At 58.6% G+C, this 18,108-nt stretch carries 16 protein-coding genes and 1 pseudogene; 5 read left to right on the top strand and 12 right to left on the bottom strand.

Going from position 1 to position 18,108, the window contains the following annotated elements:
• Nucleotides 1-3: 3 nt before the first annotated feature.
• Nucleotides 4-159 (top strand): annotated as a pseudogene (locus MUG96_RS22375) (PadR family transcriptional regulator); the annotation flags it as partial.
• A gap of 147 nt (nt 160-306) precedes the next feature.
• Here the strand turns inward: MUG96_RS22375 and MUG96_RS24470 are convergent.
• On the bottom strand, nt 307-444 hold the full coding sequence (locus tag MUG96_RS24470) for a DUF7837 family putative zinc-binding protein (protein WP_443984581.1): 138 nt from the start codon (nt 442-444) through the stop codon (nt 307-309).
• Nucleotides 445-837: 393 nt separating this feature from the next.
• Between MUG96_RS24470 and MUG96_RS22370 the strand changes: the two genes are divergently transcribed.
• Together MUG96_RS22370 and MUG96_RS22365 are read left to right on the top strand one after the other, a co-directional pair.
• The gene (locus MUG96_RS22370) at nt 838-2,250 is read left to right on the top strand and encodes a DEAD/DEAH box helicase family protein (protein ID WP_157687734.1); all 1,413 of its coding nucleotides are present in this window, start codon (nt 838-840) and stop codon (nt 2,248-2,250) included.
• Entirely contained in the window at nt 2,237-3,595 is a 1,359-nt protein-coding gene (locus MUG96_RS22365) for a DUF790 family protein (RefSeq protein WP_157687733.1), read from the top strand. The genes MUG96_RS22370 and MUG96_RS22365 overlap by 14 nt, the downstream gene beginning before the upstream one ends.
• A 36-nt stretch (nt 3,596-3,631) precedes the next feature.
• Here the strand turns inward: MUG96_RS22365 and MUG96_RS22360 are convergent, their stop codons facing one another.
• Nucleotides 3,632-4,096 carry an IS1096 element passenger TnpR family protein gene (locus MUG96_RS22360; protein WP_123124644.1) on the bottom strand — a complete coding sequence of 155 codons (465 nt, stop codon included), beginning with the start codon at nt 4,094-4,096 and terminating at the stop codon, nt 3,632-3,634.
• Nucleotides 4,097-4,546: 450 nt separating this feature from the next.
• On the opposite strand from MUG96_RS22360, the gene MUG96_RS22355 reads away from it, so the two are divergent.
• On the top strand, nt 4,547-5,332 hold the full coding sequence (locus tag MUG96_RS22355) for a hypothetical protein (RefSeq protein ID WP_123124646.1): 786 nt from the start codon (nt 4,547-4,549) through the stop codon (nt 5,330-5,332).
• A gap of 48 nt (nt 5,333-5,380) precedes the next feature.
• On the opposite strand, the gene MUG96_RS24350 is transcribed toward MUG96_RS22355, so the two are convergent.
• From MUG96_RS24350 to MUG96_RS22310, 10 genes are all read right to left on the bottom strand, one after another.
• A complete protein-coding gene (locus MUG96_RS24350; protein ID WP_123124647.1) occupies nt 5,381-5,758 on the bottom strand; it encodes an HNH endonuclease in 378 nt (125 codons plus the stop codon).
• Between the two features lie 6 nt (nt 5,759-5,764).
• The gene (locus MUG96_RS22350) at nt 5,765-6,304 is read right to left on the bottom strand and encodes a DNA-binding protein (RefSeq protein WP_308220128.1); all 540 of its coding nucleotides are present in this window, start codon (nt 6,302-6,304) and stop codon (nt 5,765-5,767) included.
• 184 nt (nt 6,305-6,488) lie between these two features.
• Nucleotides 6,489-7,625, bottom strand: coding sequence for a replication factor A (locus MUG96_RS22345; protein WP_246989849.1), 1,137 nt, complete (start codon nt 7,623-7,625; stop codon nt 6,489-6,491).
• Nucleotides 7,626-8,010: 385 nt separating this feature from the next.
• Nucleotides 8,011-9,405, bottom strand: coding sequence for an ATP-binding protein (locus MUG96_RS22340; RefSeq protein ID WP_246989847.1), 1,395 nt, complete (start codon nt 9,403-9,405; stop codon nt 8,011-8,013).
• Nucleotides 9,406-9,823: 418 nt separating this feature from the next.
• Nucleotides 9,824-11,746, bottom strand: coding sequence for a hypothetical protein (locus MUG96_RS22335; RefSeq protein ID WP_123124649.1), 1,923 nt, complete (start codon nt 11,744-11,746; stop codon nt 9,824-9,826).
• Nucleotides 11,746-14,070: a VirB4 family type IV secretion system protein gene (locus tag MUG96_RS22330; protein WP_246989845.1), complete on the bottom strand. Its 2,325-nt coding sequence runs from the start codon at nt 14,068-14,070 to the stop codon at nt 11,746-11,748. The genes MUG96_RS22335 and MUG96_RS22330 overlap by 1 nt, the downstream gene beginning before the upstream one ends.
• Nucleotides 14,067-15,701, bottom strand: coding sequence for a cell division protein CdpA domain-containing protein (locus MUG96_RS22325; RefSeq protein ID WP_246989844.1), 1,635 nt, complete (start codon nt 15,699-15,701; stop codon nt 14,067-14,069). The genes MUG96_RS22330 and MUG96_RS22325 overlap by 4 nt, the downstream gene beginning before the upstream one ends.
• A complete protein-coding gene (locus tag MUG96_RS22320) occupies nt 15,694-16,185 on the bottom strand; it encodes a hypothetical protein (protein ID WP_123124653.1) in 492 nt (163 codons plus the stop codon). The genes MUG96_RS22325 and MUG96_RS22320 overlap by 8 nt, the downstream gene beginning before the upstream one ends.
• Nucleotides 16,182-16,370 (bottom strand): hypothetical protein, encoded by a 189-nt coding sequence (locus MUG96_RS22315; protein WP_199710303.1) that lies wholly within the window; start codon nt 16,368-16,370, stop codon nt 16,182-16,184. Before MUG96_RS22315 ends, MUG96_RS22320 begins: the two co-directional genes overlap by 4 nt.
• A 113-nt stretch (nt 16,371-16,483) precedes the next feature.
• Nucleotides 16,484-17,149, bottom strand: a complete 666-nt coding sequence (locus MUG96_RS22310) for a hypothetical protein (RefSeq protein ID WP_148040790.1) — start codon at nt 17,147-17,149, stop codon at nt 16,484-16,486.
• A gap of 322 nt (nt 17,150-17,471) precedes the next feature.
• Here MUG96_RS22310 and MUG96_RS22305 point away from each other — a divergent pair, with 322 nt between their 5' ends.
• Entirely contained in the window at nt 17,472-18,038 is a 567-nt protein-coding gene (locus MUG96_RS22305) for a hypothetical protein (RefSeq protein ID WP_123124656.1), read from the top strand.
• Nucleotides 18,039-18,108 lie beyond the last annotated feature (70 nt).

The following is an 18,108-nucleotide window of genomic DNA, read 5'->3' as shown; positions in this document are numbered from 1 at the left end:
CTCGGACATCTCTACCCCAACCTCGATACGCTGGTTCAAAAGGAGCTGGTCAAGAAAGGAGACAAAGACTGCCGGGCAAACGTCAATACAGTTACCAAACGCGGACAGCGAGTACTCGAAGCCCGGCATGACTGGGAACGCCAGTACGTCGAGTTATAATTCGTACCGAGCGATATCACTACAATCGCATTCGGGACAGGAGTCCTGGAGCTCATCTAAACTGGTCCCGCAAGATCGACACTCGAACAGTACTGTTGTATCAGGTGAGCTCGGAGACAGCCGCTTTAGGACTCGTAACATAGAGACTCACTGTGGGTCAACGACATCCCGGCACTCGGGACATTCAGCCCAGACACCGCCCGCATACTCTATCAGAGTATGACGGGACAGAATCTCACAACCGCAATGCGGGCAGTCGCCGAGGTGCGGGTCCTGAGTGCTCATATGAGTGTGAAGCGTGTGACTGAGGGACGCAATTCCCTCTGCTTCTCTCTAAGGGGACAGGCCCACATATACCTCAGTGAACCAAAGTGAAAGTGGAAGCAGAGGTTAGTCTACTTGAGGTAAAGCCTGCCGTCTGAGAGATTGTCGTCGTCAAATCAATCTGGTGAGCGTTGCTCGCCCAACCGTTCACGTACGTATATACGAGAGTATCTTGATATCCTCCCCGTCCTGAAGGCGAACTTTTAGCCTTGCAACTTCGATAATTGGCGATTGACAGAGCACTAGTTTCGAACGAAGAGTATGAAGCACCGAAGCCGCCACGTCGAGTCACAGGAACCACTCAAACGCGACCCACAGATTGAATCCGACCGGTCGCATGCATCTACATAGCGAATGCGGATCGAATTCGACGACGGAACCCTCCTGCTCCGTGACGCGCCCGAGAATGTGCCCTACGCGGAGTGGGACGACCGCGTCGACGAGCATCGCACACAGGCATATCGATATCGAGCCCTCCTCGAATGGGCCGGCACATGGACGGGCAGCGACGACCAAGCCACGCTCCGCGATGGATTCGGTCGGTCCTGCGAGGATGCTGCTCGGGCCTACCCCGACCTGGAGCTTACGCCGGCGCTCCACATCGAACCGCGCGACTACCAACAGGCCGCCCTCGACGCCTGGATCGACCACGACCGGCGAGGGAGCGTCGTGCTCCCCACGGGCAGCGGGAAAACCTTCCTCGGGCTGCAGGCCATCGCTGACGCCGGCGTGAGTGCGCTCGTCATGGCGCCGACAATCGACCTGATGAACCAGTGGCACGCCACGCTCACCAACGCCTTCGGCGACCAACTTACAGAGTCGGTCGGCGTCCTCGGTGGCGGTAGCCACGACGTCACCGCGATCACAGTCACCACCTACGATAGCGCCTATCGCTACGTCAACGAATACGGCGACCAGTTTGGGTTGCTCGTCGTCGACGAGGAACACCACTTGCCAGCCCCGACCTACCGGCAGATCCCCGAGATGATGATCGCGCCGTATCGCCTCGGGTTGACTGCAACGTATGAGCGGCCCGACGGCAAGCACGAACTCCTCGAGGACCTCCTCGGCCCGGTCGTCTACCGTGAGGACGTCGACGAACTCGCCGGCGAATACCTTAGTGAGTACGAGACGATCCACATGTCTGTCGAGCTCACTGTTGATGAGCGCCAACAGTACGACGAGGAGTACCAGATCTATCGCGACTACGTCGACAGTCACGAGTTCGACCTCTGGAAAGAGGAAGGTTATGCGGAGTTTCTTAAGCGCACGTCCTACGACCCGCAAGGCCGGCGGGCACTTATCGCCAAGCAACGCGCCGAACGAATCGCCCGCACCGCCGAGAAGAAACTCGACACGCTCGACAATCTCATCAAGCGCCATCACGACGACCGCGCCATCATTTTCACCGCCAACAACGACTTCGCCTACGACATCTCCCAGGAGTTCATCGTCCCATGCATCACCCACCAGACGAAGACGGACGAACGCACCGAGATCCTTGAGCGGTTCCGCACGGGCGAGTACTCGATGCTCGTGACTTCCCAGGTCCTCGACGAGGGGATCGACGTCCCGGCGGCAAACGTCGGGATCATTCTCTCGGGGAGCGCCTCGAAACGCCAGTACGCACAACGGCTCGGGCGGATCCTCCGACCGACGGACGACCGCCAGCCCGCCCGTCTCTACGAAATCATCACCGAGGAGACGATGGAGACCTACGTCTCCCAGCGACGCCGGGAGGGGGTGACAACTAATGCTGACGGCTGACCTCGCACGCTCGCGAACGACCGACGAGATGACTACGCCGCTGTTCATCGATCCTGATGAGGAGCGCTACCGAAAGACCGCTCGGGAATTGCTCCAGTTGTTCGAGGCCCATCTCGGCGAACCAAAAGGCGATCTTGAGGACGCGATTGACGAGTTGACTGTCGCGGATACGGACTACAAGATCGTTCAGGGCCTCGCAAAGCTCCTCAAAGACGAGTGCGAATTCGAGGTCGTGGCCTCCGTCGAACCGCGCGAGATCCGCCAGCAACTCTTCGAGAAAGCTAACGAGCGCTATCCGATCGTCCGCCAGCCCACCCTCGGCGAGGACACACAGAAACTGGAGGTGTACAGCGCGGTCGCCGACGACCTCGGACTGTCGCTCGAAGAGTGTTATCGCGGGATGTACGCCGATCTCGAGGACAACAAGCGACTCGTCCGAATCGGGACGCGGACGGCCGACCAGTGCGCCAGTGATGATGATGCATCGACGTCGACGACCAACCTGACCGGCAGCAGCGACGCGGAGTACGAACACACGGATCTCACCGTGGACTGGTTGTTGACCCGGTACAACCTCGCGCTGGCCCAAGCGGTGCTCTACGATGCGACGGAGATGCGAATTCGCGTCTGGGATCACTTCGGGACGGTGTTCAGCTACGTGAAGCTGTTCGGGTTGATGCACCGGATCTATCCGATCGACGCCGACGGTGAACGCGTCCCGAGTACCGACCAGGCCGCCGGCTACGAGGCCGTGCTGGACGGGCCCGCGTCGCTGTTCTCCCAATCGCAGAAGTACGGGATTCGCATGGCGAACTTCCTGCCGGCGTTGCCCCTCTGTGATCGGTGGGAGATGACCGCGACGATTCTCGTCGACGAGACGACCGGCGAGACTCGACAGTTCGCGCTCGACCACACGGAGGACCTCGATTCGCACTACAGTGCTGGCGACCAGTTCGATAGCGATGTCGAGCGGACGCTCGCCCGGAAGTGGGAGCGAGCGAATACGGAGTGGGAACTTGTCCGAGAAGACGACGTCTTCGATCTCGGTGCCGAAGTCATGATCCCCGACTTCGCGATCGAACATCCGGATGGACGACGAGCAATCTTCGAAATCGTGGGCTTCTGGACACCCGAGTACCTCAACGAGAAGCTGGCGAAAATTCGGGGGGCCGATCTCGACCACCTGCTTGTCGCAGTTTCGGAGCGATTAGAGTGCTCAGCGGACGACTTTGAGGGGGTGAGTGACCGCGTTCTCTGGTTCAAATCAGGGATTCACGTCTACGATGTGGTGGAGTTGGCAGAGGCGCACGCCATCGACGGACGCGCCCCTGATCACCGACACTGACCGGGGCCGCTTCGCCCCAGATATTCCTCAGGATGACTACCAGCCTTCGCTGGGTGGCGGATACTGCTCGACAGGCTCGCCTTTCTCTTTCGCGACTTCCGGCTCTGTATCGCTGGTTCCGCCCTCGTTGATCTCCTTGAGGATGGCATAGAAGCGCCATTCGTCACCGTAGTCGAAGAGGTAGCAGATCCGGTCGCGTTCGTCCAAGTCCAACTGACGGGCCATCTGACCGACTGTCGTCTCGCCCGCGTCATACTCCTCACCACCGCGCAACATTCCGTCTGGGGATTGTTCGATCTCTCCAGGGCGCTTGTACTGGACGTCGCTGTCCCAGTAGTCTTGGTCAGTTCCGAAGAACCAGAGGTGGTCCTGGTTCAGTCCGACCGCGCAGTTGAGCACCGACTGGAACTCGTCCAGGGTTCGGTCCGCCCCGACGATGATGTCCCGCCACAGCGACCGGGGATCGTGCTCGTACTTGACGCGGAAACGGTAGGTCGCCATGTTTGTGGAGTTCTTTTGTATCGACGATCAGAACCTGTGGGGAATGAATAAGAATGTTCACTACTCCGAGCCCGAAGTCGCGTCGTTCACCAGGGATGAACTACAGTCGAACATAGAGGATTTCGAGAAAATTTTCGAGGTGGTTCATTGTGACGACTGTGAATCTTGGCGAAGTGAGACTGATACCGGAATTGAGTGCGATTGTTCGATATTATTGAAATCATAGATATATCCTCAGTGGTGGAGAGCAGTCGGGACTTCCCAGAAAAATATACTTCGTACATCTATGGTAAAATTCTGGAGTGATTATGGGTAAAACCGCAAGACTGCAGACCTAAATTCCCACAACTGCTCTCGGCAGTCAGTATATTTGGGGAATTTGACGAGTACGAGGCCCCCGTGCTCTGGTTTATATACAAGTACGAAGGAAGGGATGCGTGTAGAACGAAAATGACTGCACCCTCCAATGGGAACGGGTCTCCATTCGACACCGCCCCAGACGCACCCTCCAGCGAACCAAAGTACTCGCCGGTCTCCGTCTCCGCGCTCCACGCCGCAGTCGGGCAGCGTGGCCTCCCGCCCGAATACCTTCCGCTCTCTGTCCGTGCCCTTGACGAACTCCAGCTCGCGCTCTCAGCCGCGCAGAAGGGGAACTTCCTCACACACCGGCTCATCGAACAGGCAGACCGCTCGAAGTATCTCGATGTCCAACGCTACAGCCCGAGTGATGGCGACGGTGACGAACCAGTCGGCTCCAAACTCGACGCGGTGGACGACGGCGACGTGGGCAATCTATCAGCCGGTCGCGGCCCCGCCCACTTCGACGACATTCTCTTCCTAAGCGGACCGTACGTGCGAACGCTCCTCGAGAATGCACTGGGATACGCCGTCCCCGAATTTGTCGGGCCAATTGACCGTTACACACTCACACCGTGGGCCGAGCCGTCGCAACCACCAGTGGAAGACATCCGAATCGAGGTCGTCCCCACCGGCTCCGAACCTGGGCCCGAGGAGAAGCTCATCGCTGGCATCGACACCGATGCCGTTCGCGCTGAACTCGTTAGAGTCGTCATCGACGCTTTCAGCATCTACAGCAGTGAACCCGGATTCATGCATACGATTGACTCTGTCTCCAGTCCGACACTCGCCGTCCGTGCAGCTCCCCACGACGACCTCGTGATGGAAGAACCGGGGCCGTACTCGGCGCCGATCCCCGGCGCGATCAGGCACAATTAATCCGATTTGACCGGGTAGGTGAGCGGAGACAGACTCATCCGCCCATGACTACCGAATCACACGCCTGAGAATGCGGAGAGCCACTCTGCCAACTACTCGGAGGACTCGCAGGGCATTGTGTTCGCCCTCATCGTACTGACTACCAGTCAGATGGCCGTGGATACCGTCGTGACAGTACTGACAGACCGTCACGAGGTTCGCCAGATGATGCCCCCCGCCGTCACGGAGTGAGATTAGGTGGTGCGCGTGGAGAGTCGCCCCGCCGTCGCCGGCGTGAGGTCCACTCCGCAACCCACAATCCTGGCAGGTGTAGTTATCGCGTTCGTAGACGGCCTGCCGGCGAGCGTCCCAGTCAGGCGGATACTTCCCGTCGTGACTGCTGGGATCGTCGTATTTCGAGTTGATTCCGGAACTACGCCCAAACATCACTCGTTAGTCCTCGATCAATGTTTCCTGTTCCGGCTCTTCGCCGTCGACGTCGTCACCCTTGGCTTCGGCTTCCTCGAGACGCTCCTCGATCGTCTCCGCATCGAGCTCCGTCGCAGATTCGTCACCATCGAGGAGGTTCTGGAGCGCGAACGCCGCGACATGCGCGAAGTACGACCCATCATGGCCGTACTGTTCGCGAGCGAGTGCGGCTACCTTCGGGGAGGTCTCCCGCGCCGACTCGACACGCTCGAGTGTTCGCCGCGCTGCCTCGAATACCCAGATGTCGCGCGTACTGATGTCGACGACACCGATGTCCTCGGGGACAAGTGAGACATTAATCGTTCCGTCGTCGGTCTTGTACGTCCGGGGCTTGCCGATGACCGCGAGGAACTCGGGTGGCTGAATCTTCTTTAATTTCTTGAGTGCCTCATGCTGGTACTGCCCGGCGTACACCCAGAACGTCCCAGTCGGGTCGACGACACGCACTCGAAGGTACTCCTGGTCGTCGGTTCCGACATCCTCGACGTCCGTGACCGTTCCCATGACACACACTCGGTTCGCTCGCACTCCGGTAGGGAGTGCAACGTAAACCGGGGCACGCTCGTCTTGTGAGGTCTTGAACGTGTATGTCGCTTCGTTCAGCTCGGCGGCAAAGACGTGCTTCGCCACCTCGCGGTCTGGGACAGTCGTCCCCTGCTGTGATTGAGAGTCGCTTGTTGCCATCTTTTCAGTCGCCTCCAAGACCGCCCGCGTGTGCATCATACGAGCGCGGGAGGTCTTCGATAGACGCAGCCGTGAGCCCCGGCCCATCGTAGTTGTATTCTGCGAGCAGTTCCACGACTGCTTCTTCGTAGCCATCCGAGAACGCTCTCTCCGGAGTCTCTTCGACTTCTTCGATGAGGAGATACCGCCCGAGCAGGGGCCCTTCGACGGTGAAACGCCGCCCGATCAGAATGTCAGTGAAGCGGTCGGAGACGACGGTGAAATCCAGCGCGTCGGCCGCGAGCTCCTTGGCCTCCTCCAAGTCGATCCCCGTGACCTCCTCGGTGACGCCATGAGTGAACAGGCATTCCTGGGCCGTGTGCCCATCGTCGATGACCGCTTTGATACGCAGATCGAACTCGCCGTCGACGGCGCCGTGTTCGCTGCACTCACCGCCCGTGACGACGCGAGTGCAATCGGAAGCCGAGCACCGCTTGATGAGTCCAGACAGACCTTGGATCGCGACAAAGAATCCCGCGTGCGTCGTAATCATCGTCCCGACATCGGTCACGACTTCCGCGCTATCGTGCGCGTGCTCGGTGATCTCGCTACGCGAGTTGATTTTCACCGAGTAGGAGCCTTCGTACTCCTCAACGACGACGTCTTTGAACGTGTAGGTCGTGTCTTCCTCGATGTCTGGTGGGTCCGACTTTGCCCACGCGGTAAACTTGAGCCGTCCGCTCTCATCGCCGATGAGGCCGACCTGGTGGATAGACTCGTGCTGCGGTTCCCAGAGTTCGACGACCTTCGCGCGAATTGTGACCCACTCGTTATCGGTGGTACACTCAGCAAGAGGGAGAGGATCGTCGGTCGTTCCCCGTTCACTATCGCGTTGAGCCGCCCAGAACGCGTCAGTGTCGATGCCCACCTCTTTGAGAACGTGGCCTCGAACACTCTCGAACGCCTGGGTCCTCGGCACTCGATACGTGTTGACGTAGGAGTCGAAGAGCGTCGCGAGCGCGTCGATGTCATACTCATCAGCGCAGTCATCCGGCAGATGGGGAGCCAACTGCTCATGGAGTGACTGCGCGTCTTCTCGGAGGGTGCTCATGTGATCTACGGCCTGAACTACGCTTTCTGGTAGTATAAAGAAATCCAGCAAATTTGAGTGTCAGCGCTGTTTTTTGGGCCGATACCCCCGGAATCCCGCCACTCTTCAACACGTCACCTTACCGGCGTGTCGCCACCAACTGAAACAACGTCCAGACACGGATGGAGGTGTGAATGTAGATGCAAAATACACTCCAATAGCGGGGTGTCCCACCTTCGACTGCCGTCTCGCAGTCGAGAACAGGTCAACCCTCTACCGCAACCGCTCGATACACAGCACCGCGAGGGGGAATGAGTGCGTCACTGCTGTCCTACGTAACAATCTGTACGACTACAATACAAAGCGTAACGTAGGGAAATTCGCGATGTCACGTTCGCGCTGTGAGGTCCGGGCAGTACGGGATGAAGTGGAGAGGACCGATGGGTAAGAAGCGCTTCTACTGGTAGCCGATGGCCGAGTCGTCGGACCCGCCGTCATCATCTGCCTTCGAACGGACGGCGACATCCCGATCTCGAGGGTCGTCCTCGTCGTTATCCCCGTCGTCGACGGTCGGGAGATCGTCCGTCTCGGGTTCCAACTCTGTCGCTATTACTTGGAGGTCCTCAGTCGATGGGAAGTCGTCACGAGTCAAAACGCGAGCATCGCGGTCAGCCGCGTTCCGTCGGGCCTCGTCGACGAGGTCAGCGAGATCCGCTCCCGTCATCCCAGCCGTATGCGTCGCGAGATTCGCGTACTCTGCATCCGAGAGCGACGACGGCACATCGGTCAAGTGCGTCCGGAGGATGGCGGTACGGGCTTCCTCGTCCGGGAGGCCAATCTCAAAGTGTGCAGCCAACCGTCCCGGTCGAAGGATCGCCCGGTCGATATCACCCGGTCGGTTCGTCGCCGCAACCACGATAGCCTCACGGTCCTCGTGAGTGAGCTGCGCGAGAAATTCGCTGGTCACCTTCCGGTCCTCAGCATGCGAACCCTTCCCTGAGTATTCGCGCGCTCCGAACAGGTGTTCGGCTTCGTCGAGGAAGATGACACACGGCCCAATCTGTTTTGCCTCGTCAAACAGCGTCTTGACCCGGTCAGTGCTCTCGTTGATCCACATCGACGTCACGTCCGCTGGAGAGAGCTCGACGAACGGGACAGTGAGTTCGCCAGCAAGCGCTCTCGCGAACATCGTCTTTCCCGTTCCCGGCGGGCCATACAACATGATGCCGCTCTCAGGTTCGACACTGAACCGCGAGAAGCGGTCATCCCCATCGCGATGCGCCAGGAGGGGATCGAGAACACGGCGTTCGAGATCGGCCTTCACCTCATCGTAGCCTCCGATGTCGGTGAATCGCTGCGGCGGGTGCTGCCAGTCGTACGTCAGGTTCCGCAATTTGGCCTTGGACAGGCTACTCCCGGTCGAGGAATGAGTTCCCGGCGGCCCATCGATGGATACATCCTCGGCGACGACAGCATCGTTGGCGTTGTGACTGCTCGGGCTCCGATCCCCATTCGCGTTCACGGTCGTGTTCCGGGTCAGGGAGTAGGTAGTTGGGCCGGAGGGGATTCGTTCTCGCTCACGCTCTTTCTCTTGGTTGTTTCGCCCTTTGTCTGTCACCGTGATCACAATGTACGTCCCGACGAAGATAGCGAGTGCGTTCCCCACGGCAAACGGAATATTGAGCGCGTCCGAAAAGTCAGAAACCGGCATGTTCAGGAGGAAAACGTTCACACCCCCGAGCAAGAATACCGTGATGATGAACAGCAGTCCACTCACCCCGATCGAGGGGAGCAGCGGTCGCCCGAGGAACCAGAACGCTGCGAATATAGGGATGGACAGCGGGCCGTACACCGCGAGTCCCCCGAGGCCCGTCCAGAAAGGGTCGAGGACGGCTGGTGCGACCATCCACCCCCCTGCCATCACGACAGCTGCGACGAGCGAGGCTTCGATGAGGCGGCCACGCCGACCGTACGTAGGGAACCGGTCGTCCATTCGGACGAATCCGTAGACAAGGTCGGCAGCGAGGTAGGCGATTGTCGCAGCGAGTAGGGACATGTGTCGATTCCGGTATTGTCTTGATTTGTTGAGATGAGGCGATCGATTGTCGATTCAGCGTTTTTCGTGAGAAGATACCTGTGAACCGCGCGAAATCCGCAGTCGTTCAGAGTGAGTTAGGTAGTATATTCCGTGTTGTTATATAAGCCTGCGTACGAGTGAGCCGCTCACAGGGCCTAGGGACGACCGATCGACGACCAGGGGGGTGCTAACGCTACATCCCTCCGCTGTTGTCGCTGTTGCCTGTGCCTGTCTTACCTATCTCGCCGGTTTTGGACGCCTGCCCACCAGCTACACGGCCGAACTCTGAGAGTGTGTGGTTCGGGTTCTGATTGGGGCCGCCCGAGCCGATCATCGGCTGCGATGCCCGGCGACCCATAGAGTGTGCGAGATACGAGTTCCCACCGACACCACCGACCATTGCGGCTCCACCGGTCTTCGTCGCGAACTTCGCGCCCTTATAGACGGGGCGAGTCCCAGCCTTTCCAGCTCGGCCTACGCTTCTGGCTGTATCCACGCGTCCCTTCTTTTTCTGAATGCTGTCGATCTGGGACTGCGCCGCTTCGACCTCTTGGCCGGCATCATGCTGCTCGGTCTTCACGGACTTGAACTTCTGTGTGAGGTTGGCAGAGCGGGAAACCCCGTCCGTTCCCATATAGCTCATCTTCACGTCATTCGTGAGGGGGTCGGTCTTGAACTTCGGCGTTTGTCCTTCGACGGGCTCGGCGTCGAGGATCCCCTGCTCTTTCGCCTCGGCCATATCCATGTCGCGCGACGCCATTGAGTTCTGGAGGAACTTGGCCTGCGAAGCGGCCGCCTGTTCATCCTGTTGCGCCTCGTCCAGAGAGGATCTGGCCTCGCTAAGCTTCTGTGTCGTCCCGACGTGATCGAATTTCTGGGCTGCCTTCTTACCAGCGGTCTTCTTCGCTTGCCCTACCATACCCTTCGCTCGGGTCGTCATCCGACTTGCTAAGCCTGACCCACCTGCACCCACGTTCGCACTTCCGGCGCCTCCGGCACCTGCACTCGAGGCAGACGCAGACGCGCTACCGCCCGATGCACCTCCAGCAGTTCCACCGGCCGCCGCGCCACTACCGCCGCTACCGCCTGCTGCACTGCCGGCCGCGGACGCACCGCCGCCTGCTGCACCGACAACGGCGCCACCGACAGCCGCCGTGACAGCCATCGTCGTGACCGCAGCGGCTTCACCAGCCCCGATGGGCTGGCCTGCCCACGAAATGAGCTTCCAGATTGTCACGATGAGCAGAACCGGGAAGATCAGCATTAGCGCAAGTTCGGCAAAAAGAAGGCCGGCATTCCCAATAAGGCCAGTCTTTGCGGTCTGGAGAATCGCGCCGGCCTCGATGACCTGGAACGTCAGCACAATAATGGCGATTACAGGTCCAGCCAACAGAGAAAACACACCCATCCGCATGAACGTCGCGCCGACGCTGCCGACGGACTTCAGCGGGCCTCGTCCTGCAAACCAGACAACCGCGAAGAACGGCGTCCCGATGTAGGCCATCCAAACCATGAACCAGCGCAGGAGCAGAAAGAATATCGACAGTATTAGCGCCAGGACTGCGAGAATCGCAGCGACTACCGAGACAATGAACTTCAGCGCCCACACGCCGGCTGTAGTGGAGCCTCCAAGAAGCCCGTTCCCGTATCCGTAGTTCACACCCGGAGCACTTGGGTCAAGATCTAGGATGGCGACCGTTACAGCGTTTGTTGCATCAATCGCGAACCCCCATGCCGGCTGGGAGATGCCAATAAACAGCAAGATCATCACGACACGGACGACGAGGTCCAACAACCCGGATTCACGATCTTCGCTGAACGGCCACGCGATGAGCGCGAGCGCGATCATTATCGGAAGCAAGACGAGCGATATCTCGAATATTCCAGTCCACGCGTTGGCCGCCGTCGCTGATTCATATGGGTTCGGGATCTTCAACAGACCCTTGATGAGTTCGTCCGTCAGTGCGGTCGACACTTCGATCGCAATCGCTTCGGCCAAGTCCGCAAAGAACCCGAAAATCGCCTCCGCTATCGCCTCGGGGATGTCACCCAGCCCGAGTTGGAGAGGGACGAACGTCATCAGCAGGAGCGGCTCGACCGGTATCGCCATCGCCATTAACGGTCACCAGAGCCGGATGTCAAGGAGTTCGTCGTGTCGTCGTCAGCGATACTCTCGGGCTGTTCCTGCGTCGTTCTGTCTTCTGCGAACGCACTCGACAGTTCCATGTCCAGCTCCCGATTCGACACCGGAGGCATTTCGGACGTCTCGAAATCGGGCTCCGCATTGGGATCAGCTTCACCGGGGCGCATCGGTCCCTCGATTTCCTCAATGTAGTCCCACGGGTCGAGATTGTCGTCGATCATGTAGTGCTCGAAGTCACCGGAATGGATCTCGAGACGGCGGCGCCCGTGCTTTGTCGTCGACAGCAAACATCCGGAGTATCCGGACTCCTGTCCACGTGGAGCCGATTGGAGGTACTTCACCTCAGCCGGAGAAAGATCGAAGTACTCCTTCGTCGCGTCCGACACAGACTGTGCATAGAACAGGAGTTTGATGTCGCAGTTCTCATAGATTTCGCGGCGAGCGTCCGTCCGCATAAACTCGTGAGCCGTCTGACTCATCAGGGTGAGGCCCGCGTCGTAGTGGCGTGCGTGCCTGATGAAGAGATTGATGAGATCCCGCGTCGATTCACGCCCCAGTAGGTAGTGGGCCTCATCGAAGGTCACGTCGAAGCGATCTGGCGACCGTTTGGCCTCGAGGTACGCCCACTGGAGCATCGCATGGAGGATCAGCGGCATCTCGCCTGTATCGGCAAACGAACTCATGTCCATCACGACGAGACGCGAGTTCAGCTCGAGGTTTGTTTGGCCGTTCAGGTTCGCGTTGATACCACCTGGTTTGAACGACTCGAACTTTGGTTCCAGCGCCTTCGCGACCTCCTGGTGCTTCTTCGAGGGCGTGATTACTGCCATCGGTACAGAAATGTGCGTCTCCGTGACTGGGTTGCCGTCCTTGTCGAGAATGTCCAACTCTTGGAAGTGCTCGAGCACCGCCCCGTCGACGAGGTCCGATTCGAGCGCCTCCATGAAACCCCCTTCTGTGATGATTTTCACACCCTTGATGAGATCGTCGATGATGGGTGATTCGTTCGCGTAGGTGTCGTACTCGCCAAGGATGATCCCCTTCGAGAGGTAGGCGTAGTGCGTCGCTTGGATGAGCATCCCCTCTTCCGCAGCAGGGAGCCCGCCACGGTCTTCGTAGTGGGTGTTCAGCATCTCTACCACGGAACGCACCGTGAGAGGGTAGGTGTCCTCGGACGCTCCAATCTCACCCGTGGGTGCTGAGATGTCCATCGGATTGACTTTCTGCGACCCACCAAAGCGGATGACCTCACCACCCAGTTTCTTCGCGAACTGTGGATAGTCATCACCCGCCGGGTCGAACAAGATGCACTGCACCGTGGGGTCGGTCAGCAGTCGGCGGTAGATTTCGAGTTTCCTAGCGTAGGACTTCCCAGAGCCAGTTTTCCCCGAGATGGTCATCCCGAATCCGGAGTGGGCGTAGCGGTCGAGGATTACTGGGCGCGATGTGTCGTCGAAGCCCATCATGATGCCGTCTTCGTCGTAGATCGGCGGCTCGACGAGGTTGAACAGCGTCCCAAGCGCCTCGAGCTGGATGGGGTGGACGTTCTTGATTGTGTCCGTCGCGAGAGGGACAATAGTCCCATTACCCTCGATCTGTTGGTGGTGCAGTACCGTTGTCTCGACGTCCTGTTCCGCGAGAATGGTGTCAACGCGCTCGCGCATCTCGTCGAGTTCCTCGTGCGAGTCCGCGGCAAGTTCCATGTAGATGGCGATGTCAAAGACCTTCGTTGTCCCGCGAATCACGTCTTGAAGAATCCGTAGGAGGTCCTCGCGCTCCAATTCCTCTTGGTGGGTGTCCGTCCGACCCTTTCGGGACTTGAGCGTGAGCGCCGTCGTGGTCTGCGTGTAGCGGCGCTGGAGCTGTTTACGTGTCTTTGCCGGGTCTCGTGGTGTAATGTGTAGCGAGAGGCGGAGGTTTACGTCCGCGATAGTAAGCGGTACGAGCCACCCGAGGTTGACTTTCCGGGGGAAGGCCGTGACGGTCATGATTTGCGTGACCTTCTCTTCACGGACTTGGAACTCAGGGTGGCGCTCCATTGCTCGCGGCGCGACCAGCTTCTTATCAAGCGTCTCTCGCTCTTCGAGGGATTCTGTAGGAGAGACAAGCGGAACTTCTTCGGCCTGGAGCTGGTAGGCCGCCCACTCGATGTTCTTCCGGGTAGCTTCCCGATCGAGGAGTTCTAGGTATTCGAGTGCGACCTGGGTTTCCTTGCCGGAGAGATCGTCGATCGGAATACGTTCAGGCTCGTCTTCCTCGGGTTCGTTCTTTCCGAGGAGTTTCTCAAGGGGATTCATTTTGTAACCTCAGATTCATTTTCAGTCGTCCTGGGGTCCGTGGTGTCAGCGCCAGTATCAGCATCTGGGCCCTCTATTTCGACGCCGTTGGTGTCGACCTCGACAACACCGATATCAGTGTCACGACACTCATCGAGGTCAACGCCAGCGTCTTCATCGTCAGTGTCATCGACGGGGATGGAAGGAATGCCTGCGCCCCCACCGTCGGTCGCCACATCAGACGCGTCGGGGTCAGAAGCGACTACTAGGTTCGAGAGGTCCACCTTTTGTCGCGAACGTACCGCGAGGACGACAGCGATGAGCAGCGCGAAGATGCCCACCGCGTACACCTCAAGCGTGAACGTGGTCACAGCGGGATTTGAGTCCCAGTCTTGGGGATACGCTCCAAGGAACATAGTGAGTGCATAGCCTGCCGCTGCGAGGCCGGCCACTGCGAGTCCCTTCGTTCTTCGCTCCGAAGGGAACAATACGACAAGACTCAGCACGAATCCAGGCAGACTCGCCGCAGCCGTCGCGAACGAAACGGTCCGAGCCAGCCAGTAGATGTCCGTACCGCGTTCAGCGATATTCATCGACCAGATGAACGTGCCGAGCGCCCCCACACTGAGTATGAGGCTTAGGAGGCCCAGAAACACACCCGCGTAGACCGCTCGCGGGACGACTGGGAGTGATCCATGTCCAATAGGCCCGATATTACGAGCGTACCAGCTCAGGATACGCGATTCTGCGACGCGCTCAACGGAGTCCGGGTGTGCGTACCCACCATCACCAACCGCCGCCAGCGGGTCGGAATCAAATTCGGAATCTGGTTCGGGTTCGATTTCGGGATGTTCGTCGGAAGCGCGATCGAACTCGTAGTCACCATCCTCATTCGCCTCGGCCTGTGCCGCTTCTTCGGGAGTATAGGCTGCGTTGGCGACCTCCTGTGCCTTATTGGCCGGGAGTGAGAAGCTACCTTGTTCGAACGAGATAGGTGGCTTCTCTCCGTGATAGACTTCGTAGAGGACCTCAAGAACAGCCGGGCGAGTGTCCAGAATCTCGGCTTCCACCTGCGTCTGGGGGAGCTTCGACGCCACACGCTGGGCGCGGGCTTTCACTTCCTCGATATACTTAGCTTCGTCATCGACCTCAACGTCGTTCCCGCTAGGCATCAACGACTGGATCTGGGCCTTGAGGCCATCGTCAGCCTCCTCATCTTTAGCGACTGCAACCGCGAAGTAGAAGTCGCGGTCACGAATTTCCGCGACATCGACGACGCCCCGGAGCCACTCAGTGTGGTACTTTCGGCCGTAGTCGAGCAGCGGCGACTCATCCAACGGGTCAACATCTTCCTCGTCGTCGCCCGAGTTGATGAGCATATTTTCGGCTCCCTCAAACTGCTTGAGGTAGGGTTCGGGATCGTATGCCGTCGTCATCGAGAGGATCTGTGTTGGGAACTGAACCCCGCGCAGGAACGTCAAGAACGATAGATAGAGGCTTTCTTTGCGTTCTTCAGAGAGGATTAGCCAGTCTCGAGGCTGTATCTGCATCACCATCGCATAGGTGGTAGGCGTTTCCACGACGCCGCCGTCACGGACATTCTTGAAATCCATGAGGTCCAGCGTCGAACCGGCGTCTTCGTATTCAGTCATTTGTTTGTCCTCCATACGTCGCGATCGGCCAATCCGTGTCAAGGCCGTCGTCCGAGTCCGTTGGTTCGTCCGTCTCCGTCTCCGCACCTATCTCGTCAGCATCATCACGAACTCCGTCAGCATCGGCGACAACTGGCTTGGGGCGTCGCGTGATCCACGCCTCAAAGGGTTCATGATACGCGAGATCGTCCTTGTTAGGCTCCGGAGGCTTCCAGACGTAATCCGTTCGCCCACGCAGGTGCCGTGCTATCGCTGCTGCATATTGCAGAGGGCGCTGTCCCGGCGGAGTGCGGCTATAGATGAACAGTCCCACGAGGAATCCGACGAACACCAACGGGAGCGTCACCAGCAGCGGGAGGCCGATAGTGTAGAGTATAAGCGGGAGAATAAGGGGCGGCCCCATCGATTCGGCCAATTTGCGGGCCGAGACACCGAACATCTTCGAGGCGAGAAGATTAGATGCCACCGGTACGTCCTGGCTCATTTCGCCACCTCGTCAATCTCGGAGTCACTGTCACTCTCTGCTTCGGCTTCGGTATCGGCCTCAACGTCGCGTTCCGCTTCGATATCGGCGTCCGATTGATCAGGGGCCGAAACCACATGCTGGGTTCGGAGTGCCGGCGGCCACGTTCGTTCAGCAGCGAGAAGTCGCTGTTCGGCTTTCAGCATCATCCCACGCCAGGTCAGTCCGAGACCTTTCCGAACCGAATTTAACCATTCATACTCCTCTTGCGAGGGGATATTGATTCGCGTATTGTAGTCCGAGGGACTCGACGGCCGACTCATCGAAAATCACCGTCGTATTCGTCAGCATAGCCCTCGTAATCATAGCGCGGGCCGACCATATCCCACTCTTCGCGGTCGCCGGGGTGTCGAAGCACATCTTCGACATCCTCGTGTGCGTCCGCGGGGTGAAATGGTCCACCACCTTCGGCGGCCTGTGCCGCTTGAGCATCCCAACGCTCGTATTCTCTTTCCCGGGTACGTTCGGCCGCAACCGACCGCTGCATATGGTTGGGAGCGGGGGTGCGATTCTCCTGCACCTGAGCGACGGCAGCACTCACGTCAAAGTGCTCGGCATCCTTATCGTCACGATCACCCTCACTATCGACGTCACTACTGCCGTTCGCGTTAGCGTCCATATCTGTATCTGTGAAACCAGACAGTGGGATTTCGGTCGTTGAGCGAGCACGTTGCCGTTCGCGAATCTGCTCGTGCAGTTGCTCGGTGACATTTGTTCTCTCGGCAGAAACGCCAGCGTGGTCACCCGGTCGAGAGTATGCGAGTTCTGGGTGTAACTCAACGAGGGCTTTGAGGAGGTCTATACTTTCTGCGTGTTTGGCTCCCTCAAGGAGGACGCCGCGCCATATCATCCCGTGCCGATCACGGAGATCGCGTAGGCGGTCAGCTTCTTCCCGAGAGTACCAGTCGACTTGAATTTCAGGCATGGGAGGGTGCTCGCATTTCCAGGCTAGAGGAAGGGCCCTGTTTGGAGCTCACCGGACAGACGCAGTCACCCTCGCACGTATCGTCACGTGCAGGCGACTCGCGCTCGTCCTGGAGGGACGAGCCATCACTCAACGTAACGGTGAGCGACTGGATTTTTGCAGGACTTGCCATCAGCCGTCATAAGCAGCAGATAGTTAAGGACTTTTCAAATCTACAACAACTGTGGTGAATGTAGCGTATGTGGAGGGTGTGAGTAAAGAGAATATTTAGTCGCAGATAGCCTCAGATTAGCCACTCCAAGCGTCGTCGGCACCGCTGGCGATGACAGAACACCATCTCATGAACCCCCTCCAACTAGAGGCGCTTGAACTGTTTATCAACTGGCTCATTCCCGTCGGTGGAGTACTGTCGGCAAGTACCGATGTTGCCCATCTTACAGGATCATACATTCGAGGAATCACCGGCCCACTCGTACCACTCGGAGGGTATCGGGCCATCTCCACGTTCACGCGTATACTAGCAGAACTCGTCGGGTACAGCCACGGTCCCCTCCTATATCCTGTCGTTGATACTGCGGCGAGCGTACTCCTGTATACCGACACCCACACACAGCAGGCATCGGTTATCCCACTCCAGAGTGGCCCCGACCTCAGCACACTTATTTCCGATCTAAAGGCCGCTGTTACACTCCCTGGTTGGGTCGGGAGCGCACTCAAGTGGACGGGTCTTATCACGCTTGTCATCGGCATAATTGCGTACTTCATCAGCCCGTCCATCAACAACCGCCGTCGAGGGTTCGCGATGGCAACAACCGGGTTCGTCCTCACAATCATTGGGTTCGCCTTCCCGATCTTCATCAGCCTGATTCACTATGTCCTCTCAGGCTGATTCACGTCGGGACGGAGAGACTGGATCGGTACACGAGGACAGTTGGGCCGATAGGCTTAGAGGACGTATA

Origin of the sequence: Halorientalis marina (assembly GCF_023028345.1) — an archaeon.
Classification (GTDB): domain Archaea; phylum Halobacteriota; class Halobacteria; order Halobacteriales; family Haloarculaceae; genus Halorientalis; species Halorientalis marina.
Note: the sequence above shows the minus strand (reverse complement) of the source record. Positions and strands in the feature narration are given on the sequence as shown.

Coding starts and splice junctions, on each gene's coding strand:
- MUG96_RS24470 (WP_443984581.1), bottom strand. CDS start 444: ATGAGCACTCAGGACCCGCACCTCGGCGACTGCCCGCATTGCGGTTGT.
- MUG96_RS22370 (WP_157687734.1), top strand. CDS start 838: ATGCGGATCGAATTCGACGACGGAACCCTCCTGCTCCGTGACGCGCCC.
- MUG96_RS22365 (WP_157687733.1), top strand. CDS start 2,237: ATGCTGACGGCTGACCTCGCACGCTCGCGAACGACCGACGAGATGACT.
- MUG96_RS22360 (WP_123124644.1), bottom strand. CDS start 4,096: ATGGCGACCTACCGTTTCCGCGTCAAGTACGAGCACGATCCCCGGTCG.
- MUG96_RS22355 (WP_123124646.1), top strand. CDS start 4,547: ATGACTGCACCCTCCAATGGGAACGGGTCTCCATTCGACACCGCCCCA.
- MUG96_RS24350 (WP_123124647.1), bottom strand. CDS start 5,758: ATGTTTGGGCGTAGTTCCGGAATCAACTCGAAATACGACGATCCCAGC.
- MUG96_RS22350 (WP_308220128.1), bottom strand. CDS start 6,304: ATGGGAACGGTCACGGACGTCGAGGATGTCGGAACCGACGACCAGGAG.
- MUG96_RS22335 (WP_123124649.1), bottom strand. CDS start 11,746: ATGGCGATGGCGATACCGGTCGAGCCGCTCCTGCTGATGACGTTCGTC.
- MUG96_RS22330 (WP_246989845.1), bottom strand. CDS start 14,070: ATGAATCCCCTTGAGAAACTCCTCGGAAAGAACGAACCCGAGGAAGAC.
- MUG96_RS22325 (WP_246989844.1), bottom strand. CDS start 15,701: ATGACTGAATACGAAGACGCCGGTTCGACGCTGGACCTCATGGATTTC.
- MUG96_RS22320 (WP_123124653.1), bottom strand. CDS start 16,185: ATGAGCCAGGACGTACCGGTGGCATCTAATCTTCTCGCCTCGAAGATG.
- MUG96_RS22315 (WP_199710303.1), bottom strand. CDS start 16,370: ATGCTGAAAGCCGAACAGCGACTTCTCGCTGCTGAACGAACGTGGCCG.
- MUG96_RS22310 (WP_148040790.1), bottom strand. CDS start 17,149: ATGCCTGAAATTCAAGTCGACTGGTACTCTCGGGAAGAAGCTGACCGC.
- MUG96_RS22305 (WP_123124656.1), top strand. CDS start 17,472: ATGACAGAACACCATCTCATGAACCCCCTCCAACTAGAGGCGCTTGAA.